The organism is Campylobacter sp. FU_497 (genome assembly GCF_025772425.1).
Classification (GTDB): domain Bacteria; phylum Campylobacterota; class Campylobacteria; order Campylobacterales; family Campylobacteraceae; genus Campylobacter_D; species Campylobacter_D lari_C.
The window spans coordinates 1-19,686 of the sequence record NZ_JAKMSC010000007.1 but is presented as its reverse complement, the minus strand read 5'-3'; the positions used below and the strand labels follow the sequence as shown (position 1 = coordinate 19,686).

Sequence of the window (19,686 nt, the reverse complement as noted above, 5' to 3'; positions counted from 1 at the left end):
CTTAGTCCTTTAAGGTGTTTAAGATTAAAGTAGAAACTTCCTCTACATCGGCCTTACTCATAGTAGTTGCGCTTGGAAGACAAATTCCATTGCTAAAGAAAAATTCACTATTACCATTTAAGTAAGCATCGCAGCCTTTGTAAAGTTCTTGTAAATGCATTGGTTTCCAAAGCGGGCGACTTTCGATTTTGTTATCTTTTAAAACTTGTATGATTTTTAAAATTTTATCTTGAATTTGAACATTCTTATTTTCACATATACAATGTTTTTCATAAGTATTAAGTTTATTTAAATCAAAATCAAGTAAAGCAGTGCTTAGCCAGCGATTTGACTTGGTATTTTCAAGCTCATCTAAAAAAGTAAAAGTTCCACTTAAAAATTCTTTATACCAGCTATAAATTTCACGCTTTTTACTCACTCTTTCTTCTAAAACTTCCATTTGAGCAGTGCCGATTGCACCTAAGATATTGCTCATTCTATAATTATAGCCGTATTCTTTATGCTCATAATGAAGGCAATTTTCTCTAGCTTGAGTGCTATAAAATCTTGCTTTTTCAAGATTAGCATGATTTTCACTTACAAGCATACCACCACCACCTGTTGTGATGATTTTATTACCATTAAAAGAATATACTCCAAAATCCCCAAAAGTACCTAAAGCTTTATTTTTGTAAAAACTTCCCAAAGCTTCAGCAGCATCTTCGATTAAAAAAATCTCATTTTCTTTACAAATTTGGACAATCTCATCCATTTTAGAAGCATTACCATAAAGGTGTGTTAAAATGAGAGCTTTTGGTTTTTTAGGACTTTCTTTGATAGCTTTTTTTAATAAATTTACATCTAAATTATAAGTTTCATCACAATCAATAAACACAGGCGTAGCATTCATGTAAGAAATAGGCGCTACTGAAGCAATAAAAGTAAAACTTGAAGCTAAAACTACATCACCTTCTTTGATACCCAAAACTCTTAAAGCTAGATGAATGGCTGCAGTGGCTGCATTTAGAGCAAGTGCATTAGAGCTTTTTGTATAATCTTTAATACTTTGTTCTAAGGCATTAACAAACTCGCCCAAAGGTGCTATATAATTACTTTCAAAAGCTTTGTGTATGTATTCTAATTCTTTTCCACTCATATGTGGTGCTGATAGAAAAAATCTCATTTTACCTCCTTTATTTTCTTAGCAGGAACTCCGGTATAAATACCTTTAGAAGTTAAGTTTTTAACCACAACTGCTCCTGCACCTAAAGTTATATCATCATTTAAACTCATACAAGGAATAACGCTTGAATTAACTCCCAAAAAACAACGCTTTCCTATTTTTACATTTCCTGTTAGCTTAGCTCCAACGCTAATATGGCTAAACTCATCTACAAAACACTCATGCTCAATCACACAAGCAGTATTTAAAATCACACCTTTTGCAATGCTAGCTTTAGCATTAACTACGACATTTGGCATGATCAAAATACCCTCATCATCTAAAAAAGCACTTGAGCTAATAATAGCACTTTTGTGTATCAAATTTACTAATCTAAATCCATCTTCTTTTGCTTTTTTGAAAAGTTTTTCTCTAATAGAGTTTGTACCAATAGCAATAAACATATCGTGTTTTTCTAAGTTGGAGTGATATTTTAAGCCTTTATTATCATCCAAAAAGATAATTTTTTCATACCCTAAATTTCTAGCTACATCAGCACAGACTAAACCATGTCCACTAGAGCCATATATATAAATACTTTTAGTTGTGCCCATTGAATTTATCCGTTGTAGCTACTCCTTCTTTATTAACCCCACTTCTTTTTAAAACTTTAATAATGGTCATAAAAAAGATTTTAAGGTCAAATAAAAAAGAGCAATTTTGCACATATTCTACATCATATTTAAATTTTTGCTCCCAAGAAATAGCATTGCGTCCATTAATCTGAGCCCAACCTGTAATGCCTGGTCTTACGTCATGACGTTTTTTTTGCTCTTGATTGTATAAGGGTAAGTATTCTACAAGTAAAGGTCTTGGGCCTATGAAGCTCATATCGCCTTTTAATACATTAAAAAGTTGTGGTAATTCATCCAAGCTCAAGCTTCTAACTAGCTTACCAAAAGGCTTTAGGCGTAATTCATCAGGAAGTAATTCTCCATTTTCATCGGTTTCATCACTCATAGTTTTAAATTTATAAATATAAAAAATTTTTTCATTTAATCCTGGTCTTGCTTGTTTAAAAAGCACACTTCCTTGAACAATTTTTAAAACAATACCTATAAGCACTATAAAGGGTGAAAAAACAATCAGCAAAATCAAAGCCAAAAAAAAGTCAAAAACACGCTTTAAACCATTTTTATACATTTGTAAAACCCCTATAAAAGTCAAGATATTTCAAAGCTATGATATTTTCATCATAATTTTGTGCTCTAAGAAAAGCATTTTGCGCTAAAGTATTTTTTAGTTTTTCATCTTCTAATAAAACTGCGATTTTTTCAGCTAAATCTTTACTATCTTTGCATTTACAAATTAAACCATCTATGGCATTATCCACTGCTTCAATGCAACCTTCAGCATCACTTACCACACATGCTTTTTTACAAGCTTGTGCTTCTAAAACCGTTCTTGGATAACCTTCTTTATAGCTTGGTAAAACAAAAATATCGCATAAATTTAATAAATGTGCAATATCACTTCTTGCGCCAAGATAAAAAACATCACTTGAGTTTAAAAATTCTAATGGTGCGCAAGATTTATTATCATCTCTTCCACCTACCAAAACAAAATTTGCCTTATCTTTTAAAATTTGACTTGCTTCATAAAATTCTTTAATACCTTTATGCCAAAGCGCTCTTGAGATCATTAAAATGATAGGTTTATCAGGCATGTTATGTTTTTTTAAAAAAGCTTGTTTTTCTTCTGTGCTAATTTTTAAAGGTAAAAATTGTTTTAAATTTAGTCCTACGGATTTGATGATTTTGATTTTTTCTTCTTTTAAGCCTAAATTTTTCATAAATAAAGCATTGCTTTCATTGACAAAAATAAAACCATTAGCAAGTTTAAAAGAAATTTTATAAAGTAAATTAATGCTCATTCTTACTAATTTGCTTTTAAAATCATCATCTATATAAAAACTTCCTAAGCCTTCAACCAAACCAAAAGTATATTTAATGCCTGTCATTTTAGCTGCTATGATACCTGTTGTATTGCTTTTGTGAGCACTTGTTTGTAAAAGATCTAAATTTAAACTTTTGAGTGTATTTTTTAAACTAAGTAGATTTTTAAAAACAATCAAAGGATTAACACTTGATCTAGCTAAATCATAAAAGCAAACCTTATAGCCTAGCTCTTGTAATTTAATAGCAAAATCATCTTTTGGAGTGATGATTATAACTTCATGATTATTTTTTTCTAAAGCCCTAATGAGTGCAAGACGAAAATAATACACACTCATTGCACTGTGGGTTAAAATTCCTATTTTCATCTTTTTAGCCTATAAATTTTTGCTCTTGCATCATTAGTGACTTGTTCAAATAAATCTTGATCATATTGATTTAATAAAAACATTTGTATATAAGCGCTATTATAAAGACTTTCATCTAAAATCACAAAGCTTTTGTATTCTCTTAAAAAGAGCAAATAAATTTGAGCTTTTGAATCAATTTCATTGTAATAAAATTTGCCATTAGTGATGGATTCTATATCCACAAAAGCTTTTAAAGGTATGCTTGCACCTTCTACTTTTAAGGCTCTAAAATCATTAATAATTTCTACCCCATTATCAAGCATAACAGAACCTGTAGTTTTATCTTGAGCTATGGCATTAGCTTGGGAGAAAAATAAACTTTTTTCTTGCTCTCCATTGTCAGGATTTGTATTTGCAAATTGTGCTACCACAGGCATAATACGCAACATTCTATAAGGCATGTAAATATATACATCTCTAGTTTTATTCGTATCAAATTTAAAATTTTTATCATTTAAACTTTCTAAAAAATCTTTAGCACTTGTTTGATTATAATCTTTAACCATAGCTTTTAAAACATCAGGATAGTTTTCTTTGAAAGATTTTTCAGTGTATTCTACACTAAGTCTTGCCATATTAGCTGCTGGAATTTGTTCTTTGCTTAAGACAAAAGATGAGAAAAAATTATCTTTTCCTAGGTGTTTTCCACCATCGATTAAGGTTTTTACATCGCTATAATAGCGTATTGGATAACCATAATCCCACCAAGCAACGACATAATCTTCTCTTTGAGCTTTATTTTTTAAATCATTTAAAATGCTAGCTTCATAGGAAGTAAAAACAGTAGAGGATTTATAATAATAAATATGCACCAAAGCAGGGCTTATACTAAAAAATGTAATGAGTATGAGTAAGATATTTTTATTTCTTAGACTCAGTTTGATTTGTTTTTTTTCTAAAAAATTAAAAAATGCATATAAAAAATACCCAAAACCCAAAGCCATCACAGGAACTGCATAAATAGTAAATCTAAGTCCAGCTCTTAAAGCCATAAAACCTAGTGCAAGCATAGGTAGAGCTAAAAGCATGCTTTTATGATCTTTACAAAGTAAGATAAAACCTATAAAAGAAAGGATAAATACTAAAACACTAGAGCTAATTCTTTGCATAAATACTTCAGGATCGATAGTATTTACTTCCATAATGGTTTCATTGACATTAAAATACATAAAGGCAGCATCTTTTAAATTTTGCACATCAGAGGCTTTAAAAACATAAAATTTAATTTGATATAAAACAGGATCTAAACCACCACTTAAATGTAAAATCAAAATGCTAATAAAAATCAAAGCCCAAATCATATAAAAATTAATTTTTTCTTCTTTAAAAGCAAAAATAGCAAATAATAATACAATCAAAGCAAGTTTATATTGCCATGCTAGCATACTTAAAGCTATGATCATCAAAGCAATAGCTAGATAAAAAATCTTTTCTTTTCTATGAAATACTAAAGTATAAAGTCCAAAAAGTCCTATCATGGCAAAATTTAAAGAATAACTTGATGGATACCACCACAAATAAATCATGATGAAAACCGGACTCAAAAGTAGGGTGAAAATGTCTTTATTGATAGTTAAGCGTATAAAGGTAAGCAAAATAAGCATTGGTAAAACTAATACTAGCATATCTGTATCATAATACCCACTCATAGTGCGGTTATAATAACTATTTGCAATGCTTCCAAGTAAGGCTGCTATAAAGCCATAAGTAGTGAGTTTATACTCTCTTGCGATTAATATAATAGGCACAACAATTAAAGAAGCAAAAAAAGTACTCATATATAAAATAATACTTTCAAAGCTAAAAGGCAAAATACTATAAAGCCAGTAAGTCAAAGTAGAAAGTGAGCTTCCAAAATAAGACAAGTCATTAGGTTGATGAAAACCTGCTATCATATCCCTTGCACCTTCTGCAAACGCATAGCCATCATTAGTAGTAATCATAAGTTGATCATTAAAGAAAAACTCATAAAACTCACTTGCCCAAGCTACCCAGTATAATCTACATAAAACACTAAAAGCAAAGGCTATAAGGATTAAAATACAGGTATATTTTATAGAATTATTATCAGTGAAATTTTGTTGCAGTTTCATTTTATGCCTTGTTGAAAAATTCAAATAATTGCTTTGCTATGCTAATTTTATCAAATTCTTTTGCACGCAAAAAAGCCTTTTGTCTATATGAAGCTTTTAATGCTTCATCATTGCACATTTTTTCTAAGCCTTCTTGCATGGCTTTTTCATCATCTACTTTTACCAAAAGTCCAAACTCATCATTTAAAAATAGCTCCCTTGCACCACTTTTATGATCAGTGCAAAGCACGGCAGTATTACAAGCTAGGCATTCGATTAAAACATTGGAAAAGCCTTCAAAACTTGAAGCAAAAGCAAAAAAGTCACATTTGCTCATGTATTTATAAGGATTTTTATCAAAACCTAGTAAAAAGACTTTATCTTTTAAATTTAAAGTTTCTATTAAAGCTAAAAGCTCATCTTTTAAAATACCCTCGCCTAAAATGACTAATTTTAAATCAGTTTTAACTTTTGCATAAGCTCTTATAAGCATAGCATGATTTTTACCATGATCAAGTCTACCAACACTTAATATAAAAGGATCTTTAAAGTCTATTTCTTCTTTAGATTTTTCTATAATGTTTTCTAAGTCTATGGCATTGTATAAAATATCACATTTTTTTGCTTCTATATTGAAATTTTGTATTAAATCTTCTTTATTTCCTATAGAATTTGCTAAGATTAAATCTGCGTTATTGTAAAGTTTTTTAATAAGAAATTTATTGATAAAAGAATTTAGATTATTATGTTTATAAATCACACTTGGAGTAGTACATTCATTGATAATAAGGGTTGATTTAAGTCCTAGGGATTTTGCCATTAACGCAATATAATTAGGTCTATTTAATAATACAAATTGTAAATTGATTTTTAAATCTTCGCAAAGCTTTTTGTATTTCATAGCTAGCAAGGGTAGTTTTAAAAATTTAGCTAAATTACTTTCGCTTGGATTTGATTTTTCAAGATAGTGGATATTGACCTCAGGAATATCATATGATATTTTATCATTCATTAAAATCAAATGTACTTCATATTTTAAATTTAACACAGGTAATAGCGTAGATACAACTCTTTCAGCACCACCACTTCCTAAAGAATAAATAAAAATTGCTAGTTTTTTCATGTTAAACCCTTACTTCTTTGATCAAATCAAGCCATTTTTGTGTTACATTGGCCACTTCATAATCTTTACATCGCTGCTGTGCATTAAGCGCTAGTGTTTTTCTTAAATTTTCATCTTGCATTAAAAGGGCGAGTTTTTCGCTTAAATCCTTCTCATCATCTAAATCTACTAAAAATCCATCTTTTCCATCATCAATTAAATCTTTATGACCACTTGTATATTTAGTACTAATGCGTGCTACTTGATAATATAAACTTTCAAGTAAAACTGTTGGCAAGCCTTCTATGAAAGAGCAAAGGCAGATTATTTTTGCTTTTTTATAAAGCTCTTGCATATTTTCAACTTTACCTAAAAAATTAACTTTAATATTTAAATTCTTAGCTTCTTGTTCTAAATCTTGTCTTAATTCTCCATCGCCTGCTATGAAAAAATTGTATTGATTTTGTAAATTTGTATCTAGTCTTGCTATGGCTTTTAAAAACATAGAAGCATTTTTATTATGATCAAGTCTGCCTACGAAAATGACATTATTTTCTTTTTCTAAATTTTCTTTAATGGGGCTAAAATGACAAGGATTTGGCATATTGACAACATTTTTAACAAAGTTTTCATAATAATTTTTATCATCATTACTTAGCACGGTTAGAGCATTTGCATGAGGAAAACTTATACGGCGTAAAAATTTCCAAATTTTAGATTTTAAATAAGTATAAGAGCTATGCTCGCTAATGATTAAAGGTATATTAGAACCTTTATTTGCCCAAATACAAGCGATGTTAGTAGTATCTAAAAATGAGATAAAAACATCACTTTTATGGTCTTTAAGTGCTTGTTTTAAGGCTTTGAATTTTTTAATGCGTGAGGCTATTTTATTATAAAGAGTGGAAAAGTCAAATTGCTCTAGGGTAAAAAGTTTGATTTTTGGATCAAGCTTGTAAAAAGAGTCTTCTTTGTGAAATTTAATAATATTTATTTCATGATTTTTACAAAGCTCATTAGCTAAAGTGACCAATACTCTTTCAGCACCGCCTGAATTTAAAGTAGCTATGATGAAAGTGATTTTCATGCTTGTTCCTTTAAATGCCCATGATTTACTTCAAATACTCTATCGCAACCTTGTATAGTTGAGAGCCTATGAGCTATAATGATGAGGGTTTTGTCTTTTGAAATTTTATAGATTTCTTCCATGATTTTTGCTTCACTTTCTTGATCAAGAGCGCTAGTTGCTTCATCTAAAACTAAAATTTCAGGTTGTTGATAAAGCGCTCTTGCTATGGCTATTCTTTGTCTTTGACCCCCACTTAAAAACGAACCTGAATCACCCACCTTAGTATGCACTCCATCTTCAAGTGAATTTACAAAGCTTTCAAGATTAGCTTGTTTGATTACCTTATGCAAAAGTGCTTCATCTATTTCTTCTCCAAAGCTAATATTTTTAGCAATAGAATCATTAAAAAGATAAATTTGTTGAGGTATGTAGCCAATTTTACTTCTAAAACTTTTTATATTGTTCTCATCAAGTTTAATTCCATCTACAAATATAGCTCCATCGCTTGGTTTTAAAAGCCCTATAATAAGATCGACTAAAGTGCTTTTACCACTTCCACTTTTACCTATAAAAGCGATTTTTTCATTTTTATTAAGCTCAAAATTTAAATTTTTAAATAAATTTTTCTTGCCCTTATAAGCAAAGAAAAGATTGTTCAAAACGATTTTTTCTTTAAATTCAATGTTTTCATCACCCAGTTTTTCTTCTTTTTCATTGAGCATGTTATAAATAATATCTAAAGAGTTTTTATAATATGTGATTTCATTATAACTTGTGATGATACGATTAGCACTTGGCATAAGCCTATAAAGAGCTACTACGAAAATGGTGATAGTTGCTAAGATAGATGAAATATCACTTTCATATCTTAAAACTAAATATACTACAATAAAACAAAGCATACAAAAACCTATACATTCAAGGTAAATTCTAGGAATGCTTGACATGCTTTCATTACTAATGTTTGCTTTGGCAAAAAGCCCACTTTGAATTTCATAAAGCTTTTGTGTGCTTTGTTCTTTGGTTTTGAGTTTGATGATTTTAAGGTTGTTTAAATTTGCATTTAAAATTTCAAAATAATTTTTCATTGCTTCTTCTCTAGCTATGGAAGCCTTTTTTACCAAGGGTGAGAGGATTTTAATCAAAATAAAAGCATTTAAAAGTAAAAAAGCACTTAAAGCTAGGGTGATTTTATAGTTGATAATTAGCAATAAAGTATAAAGTAAAAACACCACAAAGCTTTCACTTAGCATAAGTAAAAAAGCGCTAATTAAAGTGCTTAAATGAAATACTTCTTGTGTGATGGTTTTTAAAAGTTCTGATTGATTTTTGTTAGTAAAATTTTCATATTCAAGGTGTAAGTATTTATCAAAAATACGACAAGCAAGGCTGTGGTAACGCCCTTTAGAAAAACGCGCAAGCAAATGAAAATAAAAGGCATTTAAAAAGGCTCTAAAAATATAAAAGGCGATTAATATACAGCCAAAATAAGCAATAATCTTATAACTTGGTAAATTTAAATACTCATATATAGGTTGAAAATAGGAGCTTTTTTCTAAAAGCTCAAAATTACTCGCTACCGATACAAAGGGCATGATTAAAGAAATAGCAAAGCTTTCTATGAATCCTATAAAAATAGAAAAAATTAGCAAAGCAAATAAAAATTTCTTATCATGGGCATTGAGTATGAAAAAAAGTTTTTTTAACACTGTTTTTCCCACTCATAAGCACTTTTGCAGATTAATTCTAAATCATCATATTTTGGTTTCCAGTTGGTTAGAGTTTTGATTTTATCAGCATTTGAAATAAGCACAGAAGGATCTCCGGCTCTTTTTGGTGCAAGTTCTACTGTGAAATCTACCCCGCTTACTTTTTTCATGGTTTCAATAACTTCTTTTACGCTAAAGCCATGTCCATAGCCTACATTGAAAATATTACTTTCATTGTTTTCTAGGTATTCTAAAGCGGCTAAATGCGCACTTGAAATATCATCAACATGGATAAAATCTCTAATACAAGTGCCATCTTTAGTATTATAATCATCGCCAAAAATATAAAGTTTTTCTCTTTTTCCTGTGGCTACTTCAGCAGCAACCTTGATAAGTAAAGTAGCTTTTGGATAGCGTTGTCCTATAGGATAACTCATGCAAGCACCTGCTACATTGAAGTATCTTAAAATGCAGTATTTAAATTCAGGATTAGCCATATTAGCATCTTGTAAGACTTTTTCGCTCATTAGTTTGCTTTGTCCATAAGGATTAATCGGTGCTAATGGACTTTGCTCATCTACAATAGGAGTTTGTGGCTCTCCATAAGTAGCTGCGGTTGAGGAAAAAATGAATTTTTTCACACCTGTTTCTAAACAAGTTTGGATTAGATTACTTGTGTTTGCGGTATTGTTCATATAATATTTTAAAGGATTTTCCATACTTTCAGGAACTTCAATACTAGCTGCAAAATGCACAATTGCATCAAATTTTTCTTCTTTGAAAAGTTTTTTAATCCCAGCATAATCGCTTAAATCTTGCTCAAAAAACTTAAAAGGTCTGATTTTAGAAAGTTCATCCAAACTTTTTTTACTGCCTTTTGAAAGATTATCTAATACACAAATTTCATGATTTGTTTCTAGAAATTGTTTTAAGGTGTGAGAGCCTATGTATCCTGCGCCACCGGTGATTAAAATTTTCATTTTTATCCTTTTTGTGATATTTAATAATAGTTATTTTAATATACTTTTCTTAATTAATTTAAAACTTGTTTTTTTCTTTTTCTATGGCTTCTAAAAATGGCTTTTGATAACTTTTTTCACTATGTTTTTGCAAAAGCTCTTCTTTGAAATTTTCTAAAATATTAAGATAATCTTCTTGGGTTAAATTGCCTTTGATGAGTTCGTATTTTAAAAATAGCATATAAGTGTTTAACACATCACTTTCACAGTATTCGTGAATTTTTTCTAATTTGTTTTGATAAAAAAGTTCTAATACTTCATTTCCATGCACATCAAACTTTCCAGGAAGTCCTGCCATAGCGCAAAGTGTGTCAAGTTTTAAGCCTTTTTGGCCAAAACTTCCTAAAGATTCTAATAAATCACAATGTTTATTTTCTACAAATTTGCTTTTGTAGTTATCCCATTTATCTCTTGTGTCTAAATACGCACTTGCGTTGATATTGTATTTTAATGCTCTTATAACAAGCAAAGGCATGTCATAGCTTTTGCCATTAAAACTTACAAGGCGGGGTTGGTGTTTATCTATGAAGTTAAAAAACTCTTCTAGCATTTGTTTTTCGTTGTCGCCTTTGATTTTATTGACTTTGATGAAATTTCCAAATTTATCTGCAATCACTGCACAAATGCTTACAACTTTATGAAAAGGCAGGGGTAAAAATTCACTTCCGCTTTCTTCTTTTTGTCTTTCTAAAGCTTGCTTGCTAATGCTTAAATCATCGCCATTAAAATCATAAAGATGTTTTATCAATTCTACATCAGGAATACTCTCACAATCAAAAACGCAAATATATTCTTGCATGATAAACCTTTTTTTAAAAAAATCTTTGTTAAAATCATAACAGAAAATTTAAAAATAAAGTAGCATATGAAAATAGGTTTGGTTAAATTATCCGCACTTGGAGATATCATCCATGCGGTAATTGTTTTACAATTTATTAAAAAGCATTATCCTAAGGCGAGTATTGATTGGTTTGTAGATGCAAGATTTGCAGGATTATTGCAAGATCATCCAATGATAAATGAAGTTTATGCCCTGCCTTTAAAAGATAGAAAATTCAAAGAAGTTTTTGCTATGCTTTTTGAAGCTAGACAAAATAAATATGATGTTGTGATTGATTTGCAAGGTTTGATTAAATCCGCTTTAGTGAGTAAATTTTTATGTGCTAATACTTTTGGTTTTGATCAAGAAAGTATCAAAGAGGGTTTTGCGAGCAATTTTTATACGCATAAATTTGCGTGTAATTATGAAGAAAATATTATCGTGCGTAATCTTTCTTTGGTAGCTTATGTGCTAAATGAGCATTTTGATCATAGCGATATAGAGTTAAAACAAAGTTGTTTTAGTATAGATGATGAGTTAAAAGAAAGCTTAGAACAAAGACTTTCTTTAAGTGAAAGTGCGCCAAATATACTTATACATGTAGGCTCATCTATGCCTAATAAAATTTACCCAAAAGAGCGTTTGATACTACTTTGTAGAATGCTTTTAGAGTATTTTACTAGTGCAAAAATCATGCTTGGTTGGGGTAATGTTAATGAGTTTAATTTTGCTAAAGATATAGTTTTAAATTTAAAACATTTAAAAATAGAACTTGCGCCAAAATTAAGCTTAAGTGAGCTTTGTGCTTTAACTAAGGCAAGCGATTTGATTATCGGAAATGATAGCGGGCCTACTCATTTAGCCTTTGCATTAAACAAGCCTTCTATAACGATTTTTGGTGCTACTCCTAGTCAAAGAAATGCTTATGAAACAAATATCAACAAAACAATCAATGCAGGTAAAAAAATACTGCATTCAAAGCATATAGATAAAAGTGATTTTTGCATACAAAATATCGATGAAAAAGATATTTTTAAACTAGCTTGTGAGCTTTTAGAAAAATGATAAATTATGTATATCTAAGCCTTTTTTACATGTTAAAAGTTCTTGTGAAGATTTTACCTTCAAAACTTTTAAGCTCTTTTGCAAATTTGGTTGCTTTAATCACTTATAGGCTTAATCACAAACACCGTAAAATCATTGACACAAACTTAAAAATTTGCTTTCCTGAAAAAGATCAAAAATGGCGCGATGAAACTAGTCTTAATATTTATAAAAATTTTGCTAAATTTGGGATTGATTTTATCAAAAATCAAAATGCAAGCAAAGAAGAAATCATCAATAAAATTTGCTTTGATGATGAGGAGCAAATTTTAAATATAATGCAAAGTAAAAGACCCTTAATCGTAACTACGGCTCATTATGGCAACTGGGAACTTTTGGCTTTATCTTTTGGAGCTAAATTTCAAGGAATCTCCATAGTTGGAAGAGCGCTTGATAGCGTGATAATGGATAAAATTTTAAGTAAAAATCGCACGCAGTTTAACATAGAGCTTATAGAAAAAAAGGGCGGGCTTAAAAAAATGCTAAAAGCCTTAAAAGAAGGTAGATCGCTTGGAATTTTAACCGATCAAGATGCAGTGGATAATGAAAGTATAAAAATACAGTATTTTAATCAAGAAGTAAATTTTATAGCAGGTGCAAGTGTGCTTGCAAAAAAAACAAATGCTATGATTTTACCTTGTTTTGTGTATCAAAAAGATGAGAAATTTTTTGTAAAAACTTTTAAGGCTTTAGATGCAAGCAAGGCAAGTATAGAAGAGCTTACTAAGTATCAAGCAAAGTGTTGTGAAGAGATGATTAAATTTAAACCTGATGAGTATTTTTTCTTTCATAAGAGATTTAAAAGATACAATCATGAATTATATTTATAGGGTATAAAATGGATTTAAAGCAAATTAGTGTGATAATGATTGTTAAAAATGCTCAAAAAACTTTAAAAGCTTGCTTGGAATCTTTGCAAGAATTTGGCGAGATAGTTTTGATAGAAAATGATAGCAATGATGATACTTTAAAAATTGTTTATGAGTTTAGTAAAAGTTATAAAAATATCAAGATTTATCAGCATAAATTTATAGGTTTTGGACCTTTGAAAAATTTAGCCATAAGTTATGCTAGTAATGATTGGATTTTTAATATTGACGCAGATGAGCTTACTAAGAAAGAATTTTTACAAGAATTAGGGCAAATTGAGCCTAATAAAGAAGATATCATAGCTTTACCAAGAGAAAATTTATATAATGGAGAGTGGATTAAAGCTTGTGGGTGGTGGCCTGATCATGTAATGCGGGTGTTTAATAAAACCCATACCAATTTTAATGAAAATTTGGTGCATGAGAGTTTGATTTTACATGAAGATAGCAAAAAAATTAAGTTGCAAAATGGTTTGAGGCATTTTGCTTTTGAGGATATCGATAGTTTGCTAGATAAGCTTCAAAAATACTCCAAGCTTTGGGCTTTGCAAAATTTACATAAAGAAAGTAGCATTTGCAAGGCATTGTTAAGAGGAATTTGGACTTTTTTTAGAAATTATGTTTTGAAAAAAGGGATTTTTTATGGCTATAAAGGCTTTATCATAAGTACTTGCAATGGTCTTGGGGCCTTTTTTAAATATATGAAATTGTATGAGTTAAAAAAACAAAAGCCAAAAACTTGTGCTTTAATCATCACAACCTATAATCAAAAAGAAAGGCTTGCTTTGGTGCTTGATAGCGTTAAAAACTTAGAGCCTTTACCAGATGAGGTTTTAATAGCTGATGATGGAAGCAGGGAAGATACGACTAAACTTATACAAGTTTATCAGAAAGATTTTCCATGTAAGTTAGAGCATATTTGGCAAGAAGATGAGGGGTTTCGTGCTGCGGCAAGTCGCAATAAGGCAATTAATGCTTCTGATAGTGAATATATTGTTTTAATTGATGGGGATATGATTTTAGAAAAAAACTTCATCGGTGACCATTTAAAATTTGCTAGTTTAAAGACTATTTTGCAAGGATCAAGAACTATTTTAAATGAAAATGAAAGCAAAGAACTTTTAAGAAAAAATGATTTTAGTTTGGCATTTGACAAAAAAGGTTTTAAAAATCAAAGAAATATTTTTTTAGCTAAATGTATATATAAATTTTCAAAACTAACTAAGAAATTTTTTAAAAAATCACAACTTGTTAAAGGTAGTAAAACTTGCAATATGAGTTTTTATAAAAGTGATTTTGAAGCCATTGAGGGATTTAATGAAAAATTTATAGGTTGGGGTAGGGAAGATAGTGAGTTTGTAGCTAGATTTTTATTTAATGACGGAGCGTTTAAAAGGCTTAAATTTAATGCTCTAGCTTATCATATTTACCATGAAGAAAATAGCAAAAATATGCTTGAAATTAATCATCAAATTTATCTTGAAACTATAAAAAATAAAAAAATAACTTGGAGATAAAGTATGAAAACCGTAGGCGTAGTAATCCCCATATATAATGTAGAAAAATATCTAAAAGAATGTTTAGATAGTGTAATCAATCAAACTTATACTAACTTAGAAATCATACTAGTAAATGATGGTAGTACAGATGAAAACTCACTCAATATTGCAAAAGAATACACTTTAAAAGATAGAAGAATCACTCTTTTTGATAAAAAAAATGGTGGTTTAAGCAGTGCTAGAAATGTAGGTATAGAATTTTTTTATGGAGAATATGAAATACAACATATTGAACAAGAAAATGAATTAAATATTTTTAATATTATTGGTAATAACCCACAAAATATTTATAAAATTTATAAACATAAAAATGCTTTAGTAGATGATAAATTAGAAATTCCAAAGATTGATTATATTATCTTTTTAGATTCTGATAATTATTGGGAGTTAAACTGCATAGAAGAGTGCGTTGCGAGAATGCAAAATGTAGATGTATTATGGTTTGATCATGCTTGCATTTATGATGATGGTATAGAAGATAAAGGTCAAAAGACAAGGATGAATATATTTAATTTTACTCAAGAATGCACTATCACTCCAAGAGACTATGCTAAACAAGCTACAAAAGTAGGTTCTAGAGATATTTCGTTTAGTTGGGGCGGTATGATAGATTTTTCATTTTTAAAACAATTAAAACTTAAATTTATTAACAAAATTATCAATGAAGATATTCATTTTGGCATGGTTTTATTTAGCTGTGCTAGTAATATTTATATTTTTCCTAAAAGATTGTATTTGTGCCGTTTGAGAGCAAATAGTATATCTAATCATGACAAAAAAGTTACAAGGGCAAATGTGTCAGAGTATTTTAAAGACTTATATGAATTTTTTGGAGAAAATGCTAAAGAGGCAAAAAATTATTTAAAAGCAGCAAGTAGGATGATAACAGCTTTAGAATTAATAGAATTTTTTAAAGATCAAAAAAGTGAAAATGTATTGGCTATAAAAGAGACATTTTTGCCTTTTTATGTAAAAAAAGCTTTGATGATTAAAAAATTTAAAAAAGATCCTTTAAATTTAAAGGAAAAATTACCTATAATTAAACCTTTTATCCAAACAAAAATTCCTTATGATCTTTGGAAAATTTGGCAAAAAATAAAAAGTATTTTTAGATAAAATCAACTTTGCATGATGATTTTATCTATCATTGAATCTTTTTTTATAGATTTAAAATGCGTGAGTTTGTGTAAAAAACTTTGCTTTTGAATTTCTTCCCAAAGAGTTGGATTAAATTTTTCTTTGGCGCTAAATTGTAATAAATGGCATTCTATATCGCTCATATTTTTATAGGTATCATTTACAAAGCCATGTTCTTTTAAAAGTTCAAAGATAATTTGAAAAGTAAAATAATAAAAGTTATTAAGGTTTTTCTCATTTGACCAATAGTATATAAGTATATCTTTCATAGCTTGGATATTTTTGTGATGAGATTTTGAGATTATAAAACTATTTAGTATTTTAACCTTAAAATCATCATTCCAGTTAAAATATCCGTAAGAAAAATATCCACTTTTGATAAATTTTTTCAATTTTTCTTTACTAGGTTTTGTTTTTGATCTTTCAAAGGTAAAAAAGTCTTTATCGCAAAGTTCACTAGGAATTTTAGAACTTAAAAATATACTTGCATCACACCATATACCACCATAAGTTGCAAGCAAGCATACTCTTAAAAGATCTGAAAAAAAAGTTATAGTTTTTTCTCCAAAAAAATTACTTTCTAATTTCTCTATAACATATGGTGGAAAATCAAGGTAATCTTTTATATTATCTTTATCTAAAATGATGATTGTGTAATCATCTTTCATTTGACTTTGCACTGAATTGAAACATTGCTGTATCATAGGTGAAGCTTGATCTTTACCTTGGTACCAAAACTGCCAAATAATTTTATCGTTTATAAAATGATATTTTTTTTCAAAATTAAAATGAGGAATTTTCCCTTCTAAAAAAGGATTGACATAGTTGTTTAAAAGATAATTAGTCACTTTAGGATGTTCTAGTTTATATTGAATGTGATTTCTTAATTTTCTTCTTATTGATTTTATAGGTATAAATGAGCTTAATTTTTTTATTAAATTATTATAAAATAAAGGGCTATTTTGTTGTATTTGCATATATATTCCTAAAAAGTTTTTTGATATAATATCAAAAATAATCAAGGTTATGCATATATGAAAACCGTAGGCGTAGTAATCCCCATATACAATGTAGAAAAATATCTAAAAGAATGTTTAGATAGTGTAATCAATCAAACTTATACTAATTTAGAAATCATACTAGTAAATGATGGTAGTACAGATGAAAACTCACTTAATATTGCAAAAGAATACACTTTAAAAGATAAAAGAATAACTCTTTTTGATAAAAAAAATGGTGGACAAAGCACAGCAAGAAATGTAGGTATAGAATATTTTAGTGGAGAATATAAACTCAAAAACAAAACCCAAACTATAAAAGAAAATTCTTTAATAGAATTTAATATAGAAGGTAATAATCCTTATGAAATATATACTGTATATAAAAGCTATAAAGCTTTTAATAATGAACAAGATTTAACTAGCTTTACTTATCCTATTATAGATTATATTATCTTTTTAGATTCTGATGATTATTGGGAATTAAACTGTATAGAAGAATGTGTACCTAGAATGGATGGGGTAGATGTGGTTTGGTTTGATGAGGCAAAATACTATGAAATATCTTGTAAAAATCAAAGTCAAAGTAGTAGGCTAAAAGACATTAATATAAAACAAGAAAAAAAGATTACTTCACTAGAATGGTTGCGATATTTAGCAAGAAGCAAGATGAAAGATTTTTCTTTTGTTTGTTCGGGTATGATAAATTTTAATCACATAAAAGATAAAAAAATAAAATTTAAAGATGGTATTTTTGCTGAAGATCATTTATTTGGAATTTTGCTTTTTTCGCAAGCTAAGAGTATTTATGTTTATCCTAAAGTATTTTATTATTACAGAATTCGAGCAAATTCATCAACAAATCAAGATAAGATAATCATTAAAGATAACATACTTCCTCATTTTAGAAATATATTAGATGCTTTTAATGGAGATGCATTTTTAGCAAAGGAATATTTTAGGTATTCTAGTTGGGTGTTAATAGCCTTAGAGTTAATTAATTTTATTAGTAGTTATCCAGATAAAACAATTTCTTTGTTTTTAAAAAAAGTGATTTTATATTTTTATATAAAAAATGCATTTAAGATAAAAAAATTTAGCAAAGACCCACTGTGTGCTCAGAGAAAACTTAAAGATTTAAAATCTTATAAGATATCAAAGATTCAATATAAAATATTTAGATTATTATCGAGTTTTATTAAATAATGAGATTATTTTTTTTGGATGTCTAATGTGCAATCTAATTATGTAATATAGTTTATATAATTTAACAAATTTTAAGTACTTATATAGATTCTCACGGATTTTTAGAGGATCTTTTGTAATTTTCTTTTGTGCTATAGAGTACAAATAACTTTTTGATGATTTTTTTAAAAAATAGGTTTGATTGTCAAATTTTTGTATTTTTAAAAAAATAACTAGTAGGCAGTGTAGGCGAAAATATTCTCTAAGTTCTTTATAATTATTAAAATGTTTTCTTAGTGGTTCTAAATGTTTAGGCATCTTGCTTGGTATCGGAGTATTTTGGATATTTGTTATGGAGCCTTTTCTGATTCTATATATCATTAAGGTTATATTGATATAAAAAACTTTCTTAGCCAAGCAAAACAATATGGTTCCAAAATCATGATCTTCATGATAAATTCCATGAGTGAAACGAAGATTATATTGATTTAAAATTTTAGCCTTAAAAGTTCCTTGCCAAGCAAAATAAAACTGAAAAAAGTTATTTTCTTGCAATAGTTCTATACCGGTATTAAAAAATATTTTTTTACTTTTTTGCATTAGATCTGTTGGTGGTTTTTTTAAAAAACAAGAATTTTCTTCATGATATTCTTCAAACCCATGCGCACAAATATCCAAATCTTTTTCAATCATTTCTTTCACGCAAAGCTCTATGCAGTCATTTAAAAAATAATCATCTGAATCTAAAAAGTGAATTATAGAATTTGGTAGCTCTTGCACTAATAAATCATTTATATTTTCTATATTTGTTTTTATGTATCTTTTTTGAATAGGTATAAAATTTGATTTTATAGTTTCTTTGCTAATTATTTTTGTATTTTTATCGAAAGTATGAGTTGAGGTAAAAGAGATTATATCTTGTTCTTTCTCATCTTCAAAAAAGCTTCTAAGTTTAGTTCCTTTTATAAATTCTAATCCCATATTTCTTGCCGAACTTAATCCTCCGTTTTCCTTAGAGATTAAAAATATTCTTTCATCTTTATTGAGATATTCTAAAGCTATATCTAAGCTTCCATCATCACTTCCATCATCTACTAAAACAATATCTAAATGTTTATAGCTTTGATTGACAACGCTATCTAGACATTCTTTTAAGTATGGTGCTACATTGTAAATTGGTATAATGATGGAAACTTGATAATCAAACACGATTTATCCTTTAAAATTTATGACATTTTAACATAAGTTTTATTGTTTTAACTTTTTTAGAAAATGATTTATGATTGATAGCAAAAATTTCCTTTCCTAATGTATAAGCAAAAGCTTCCTTTTTGCTTAGAAGAGGATTTGTACCGCATTCTTGGATGCTGTTTAAATAATTACTATTTTTAATCTTATGATATAACGCTAAAAATATTTTTACTTTTTTTATGATATTTTTTTCATTTAGAATTTTATTGCCTATTTTATAGTACAGACTTTTTTTTATGGTGTATAAATTCTTTCTATATTTATCTTTAATTTTTTCAAGTTGGTT

At 28.4% G+C, this 19,686-nt stretch carries 17 protein-coding genes and 1 pseudogene; 5 read left to right on the top strand and 13 right to left on the bottom strand.

Annotated elements, in window-relative coordinates:
• Position 1: 1 nt before the first annotated feature.
• From pglE to L8W68_RS04195, 10 genes are read right to left on the bottom strand one after another with little or no spacing between them, the layout of a single operon-like run.
• Positions 2-1,162: a UDP-N-acetylbacillosamine transaminase gene (gene pglE, locus L8W68_RS04240; protein ID WP_039628859.1), complete on the bottom strand. Its 1,161-nt coding sequence runs from the start codon at positions 1,160-1,162 to the stop codon at positions 2-4.
• Positions 1,159-1,755, bottom strand: a complete 597-nt coding sequence (gene pglD / locus L8W68_RS04235; protein ID WP_263675114.1) for a UDP-N-acetylbacillosamine N-acetyltransferase — start codon at positions 1,753-1,755, stop codon at positions 1,159-1,161. Before pglD ends, pglE begins: the two co-directional genes overlap by 4 nt.
• Entirely contained in the window at positions 1,742-2,344 is a 603-nt protein-coding gene (pglC, locus tag L8W68_RS04230; protein WP_087685512.1) for an undecaprenyl phosphate N,N'-diacetylbacillosamine 1-phosphate transferase, read from the bottom strand. Before pglC ends, pglD begins: the two co-directional genes overlap by 14 nt.
• Positions 2,337-3,464 carry a N,N'-diacetylbacillosaminyl-diphospho-undecaprenol alpha-1,3-N-acetylgalactosaminyltransferase gene (gene pglA / locus L8W68_RS04225; protein ID WP_263675113.1) on the bottom strand — a complete coding sequence of 376 codons (1,128 nt, stop codon included), beginning with the start codon at positions 3,462-3,464 and terminating at the stop codon, positions 2,337-2,339. Before pglA ends, pglC begins: the two co-directional genes overlap by 8 nt.
• Positions 3,461-5,599 (bottom strand): STT3 domain-containing protein, encoded by a 2,139-nt coding sequence (locus tag L8W68_RS04220; RefSeq protein WP_263675111.1) that lies wholly within the window; start codon positions 5,597-5,599, stop codon positions 3,461-3,463. Before L8W68_RS04220 ends, pglA begins: the two co-directional genes overlap by 4 nt.
• A 1-nt stretch (position 5,600) precedes the next feature.
• Positions 5,601-6,701 carry a glycosyltransferase gene (locus tag L8W68_RS04215; protein ID WP_263675110.1) on the bottom strand — a complete coding sequence of 367 codons (1,101 nt, stop codon included), beginning with the start codon at positions 6,699-6,701 and terminating at the stop codon, positions 5,601-5,603.
• Between the two features lies 1 nt (position 6,702).
• The gene (locus tag L8W68_RS04210) at positions 6,703-7,767 is read right to left on the bottom strand and encodes a glycosyltransferase (RefSeq protein ID WP_263675109.1); all 1,065 of its coding nucleotides are present in this window, start codon (positions 7,765-7,767) and stop codon (positions 6,703-6,705) included.
• The gene (locus L8W68_RS04205) at positions 7,764-9,458 is read right to left on the bottom strand and encodes an ABC transporter ATP-binding protein (protein ID WP_263675107.1); all 1,695 of its coding nucleotides are present in this window, start codon (positions 9,456-9,458) and stop codon (positions 7,764-7,766) included. Before L8W68_RS04205 ends, L8W68_RS04210 begins: the two co-directional genes overlap by 4 nt.
• Positions 9,452-10,438, bottom strand: coding sequence for a UDP-glucose 4-epimerase GalE (gene galE / locus L8W68_RS04200; RefSeq protein WP_039626879.1), 987 nt, complete (start codon positions 10,436-10,438; stop codon positions 9,452-9,454). The genes L8W68_RS04205 and galE overlap by 7 nt, the downstream gene beginning before the upstream one ends.
• Positions 10,439-10,496: 58 nt before the next feature.
• On the bottom strand, positions 10,497-11,276 hold the full coding sequence (locus tag L8W68_RS04195) for a 3'-5' exonuclease (RefSeq protein ID WP_263675105.1): 780 nt from the start codon (positions 11,274-11,276) through the stop codon (positions 10,497-10,499).
• Between the two features lie 66 nt (positions 11,277-11,342).
• On the opposite strand from L8W68_RS04195, the gene waaC reads away from it, so the two are divergent.
• The 4 genes and pseudogenes from waaC (at position 11,343) to L8W68_RS04175 (ending at position 15,961) form a co-directional block, all read left to right on the top strand.
• A complete protein-coding gene (gene waaC / locus L8W68_RS04190; protein WP_263675104.1) occupies positions 11,343-12,362 on the top strand; it encodes a lipopolysaccharide heptosyltransferase I in 1,020 nt (339 codons plus the stop codon).
• The gene (locus L8W68_RS04185) at positions 12,359-13,231 is read left to right on the top strand and encodes a lipid A biosynthesis lauroyl acyltransferase (protein ID WP_263675103.1); all 873 of its coding nucleotides are present in this window, start codon (positions 12,359-12,361) and stop codon (positions 13,229-13,231) included. The genes waaC and L8W68_RS04185 overlap by 4 nt, the downstream gene beginning before the upstream one ends.
• An 8-nt stretch (positions 13,232-13,239) precedes the next feature.
• A complete protein-coding gene (locus tag L8W68_RS04180) occupies positions 13,240-14,787 on the top strand; it encodes a glycosyltransferase family 2 protein (RefSeq protein ID WP_263675102.1) in 1,548 nt (515 codons plus the stop codon).
• A 3-nt stretch (positions 14,788-14,790) separates the two neighbouring features.
• Positions 14,791-15,961, top strand: a pseudogene (locus L8W68_RS04175) (glycosyltransferase family 2 protein).
• Here L8W68_RS04175 and L8W68_RS04170 read toward each other — a convergent pair.
• Entirely contained in the window at positions 15,948-16,943 is a 996-nt protein-coding gene (locus tag L8W68_RS04170) for a capsular polysaccharide synthesis protein (protein WP_263675101.1), read from the bottom strand. The pseudogene L8W68_RS04175 and the gene L8W68_RS04170 overlap by 14 nt on opposite strands.
• A 57-nt stretch (positions 16,944-17,000) precedes the next feature.
• Between L8W68_RS04170 and L8W68_RS04165 the strand changes: the two genes are divergently transcribed.
• Positions 17,001-18,170: a glycosyltransferase family 2 protein gene (locus L8W68_RS04165; protein WP_263675100.1), complete on the top strand. Its 1,170-nt coding sequence runs from the start codon at positions 17,001-17,003 to the stop codon at positions 18,168-18,170.
• On the opposite strand, the gene L8W68_RS04160 is transcribed toward L8W68_RS04165, so the two are convergent.
• Together L8W68_RS04160 and L8W68_RS04155 are read right to left on the bottom strand one after the other, a co-directional pair.
• A complete protein-coding gene (locus tag L8W68_RS04160) occupies positions 18,150-19,358 on the bottom strand; it encodes a glycosyltransferase family 2 protein (protein ID WP_263675099.1) in 1,209 nt (402 codons plus the stop codon). The two genes, L8W68_RS04165 and L8W68_RS04160, sit on opposite strands and share 21 nt — an antisense overlap.
• 10 nt (positions 19,359-19,368) lie before the next feature.
• A partial coding sequence (locus L8W68_RS04155) for a hypothetical protein (RefSeq protein ID WP_263675097.1) occupies positions 19,369-19,686 on the bottom strand: 318 nt, incomplete at its 5' end.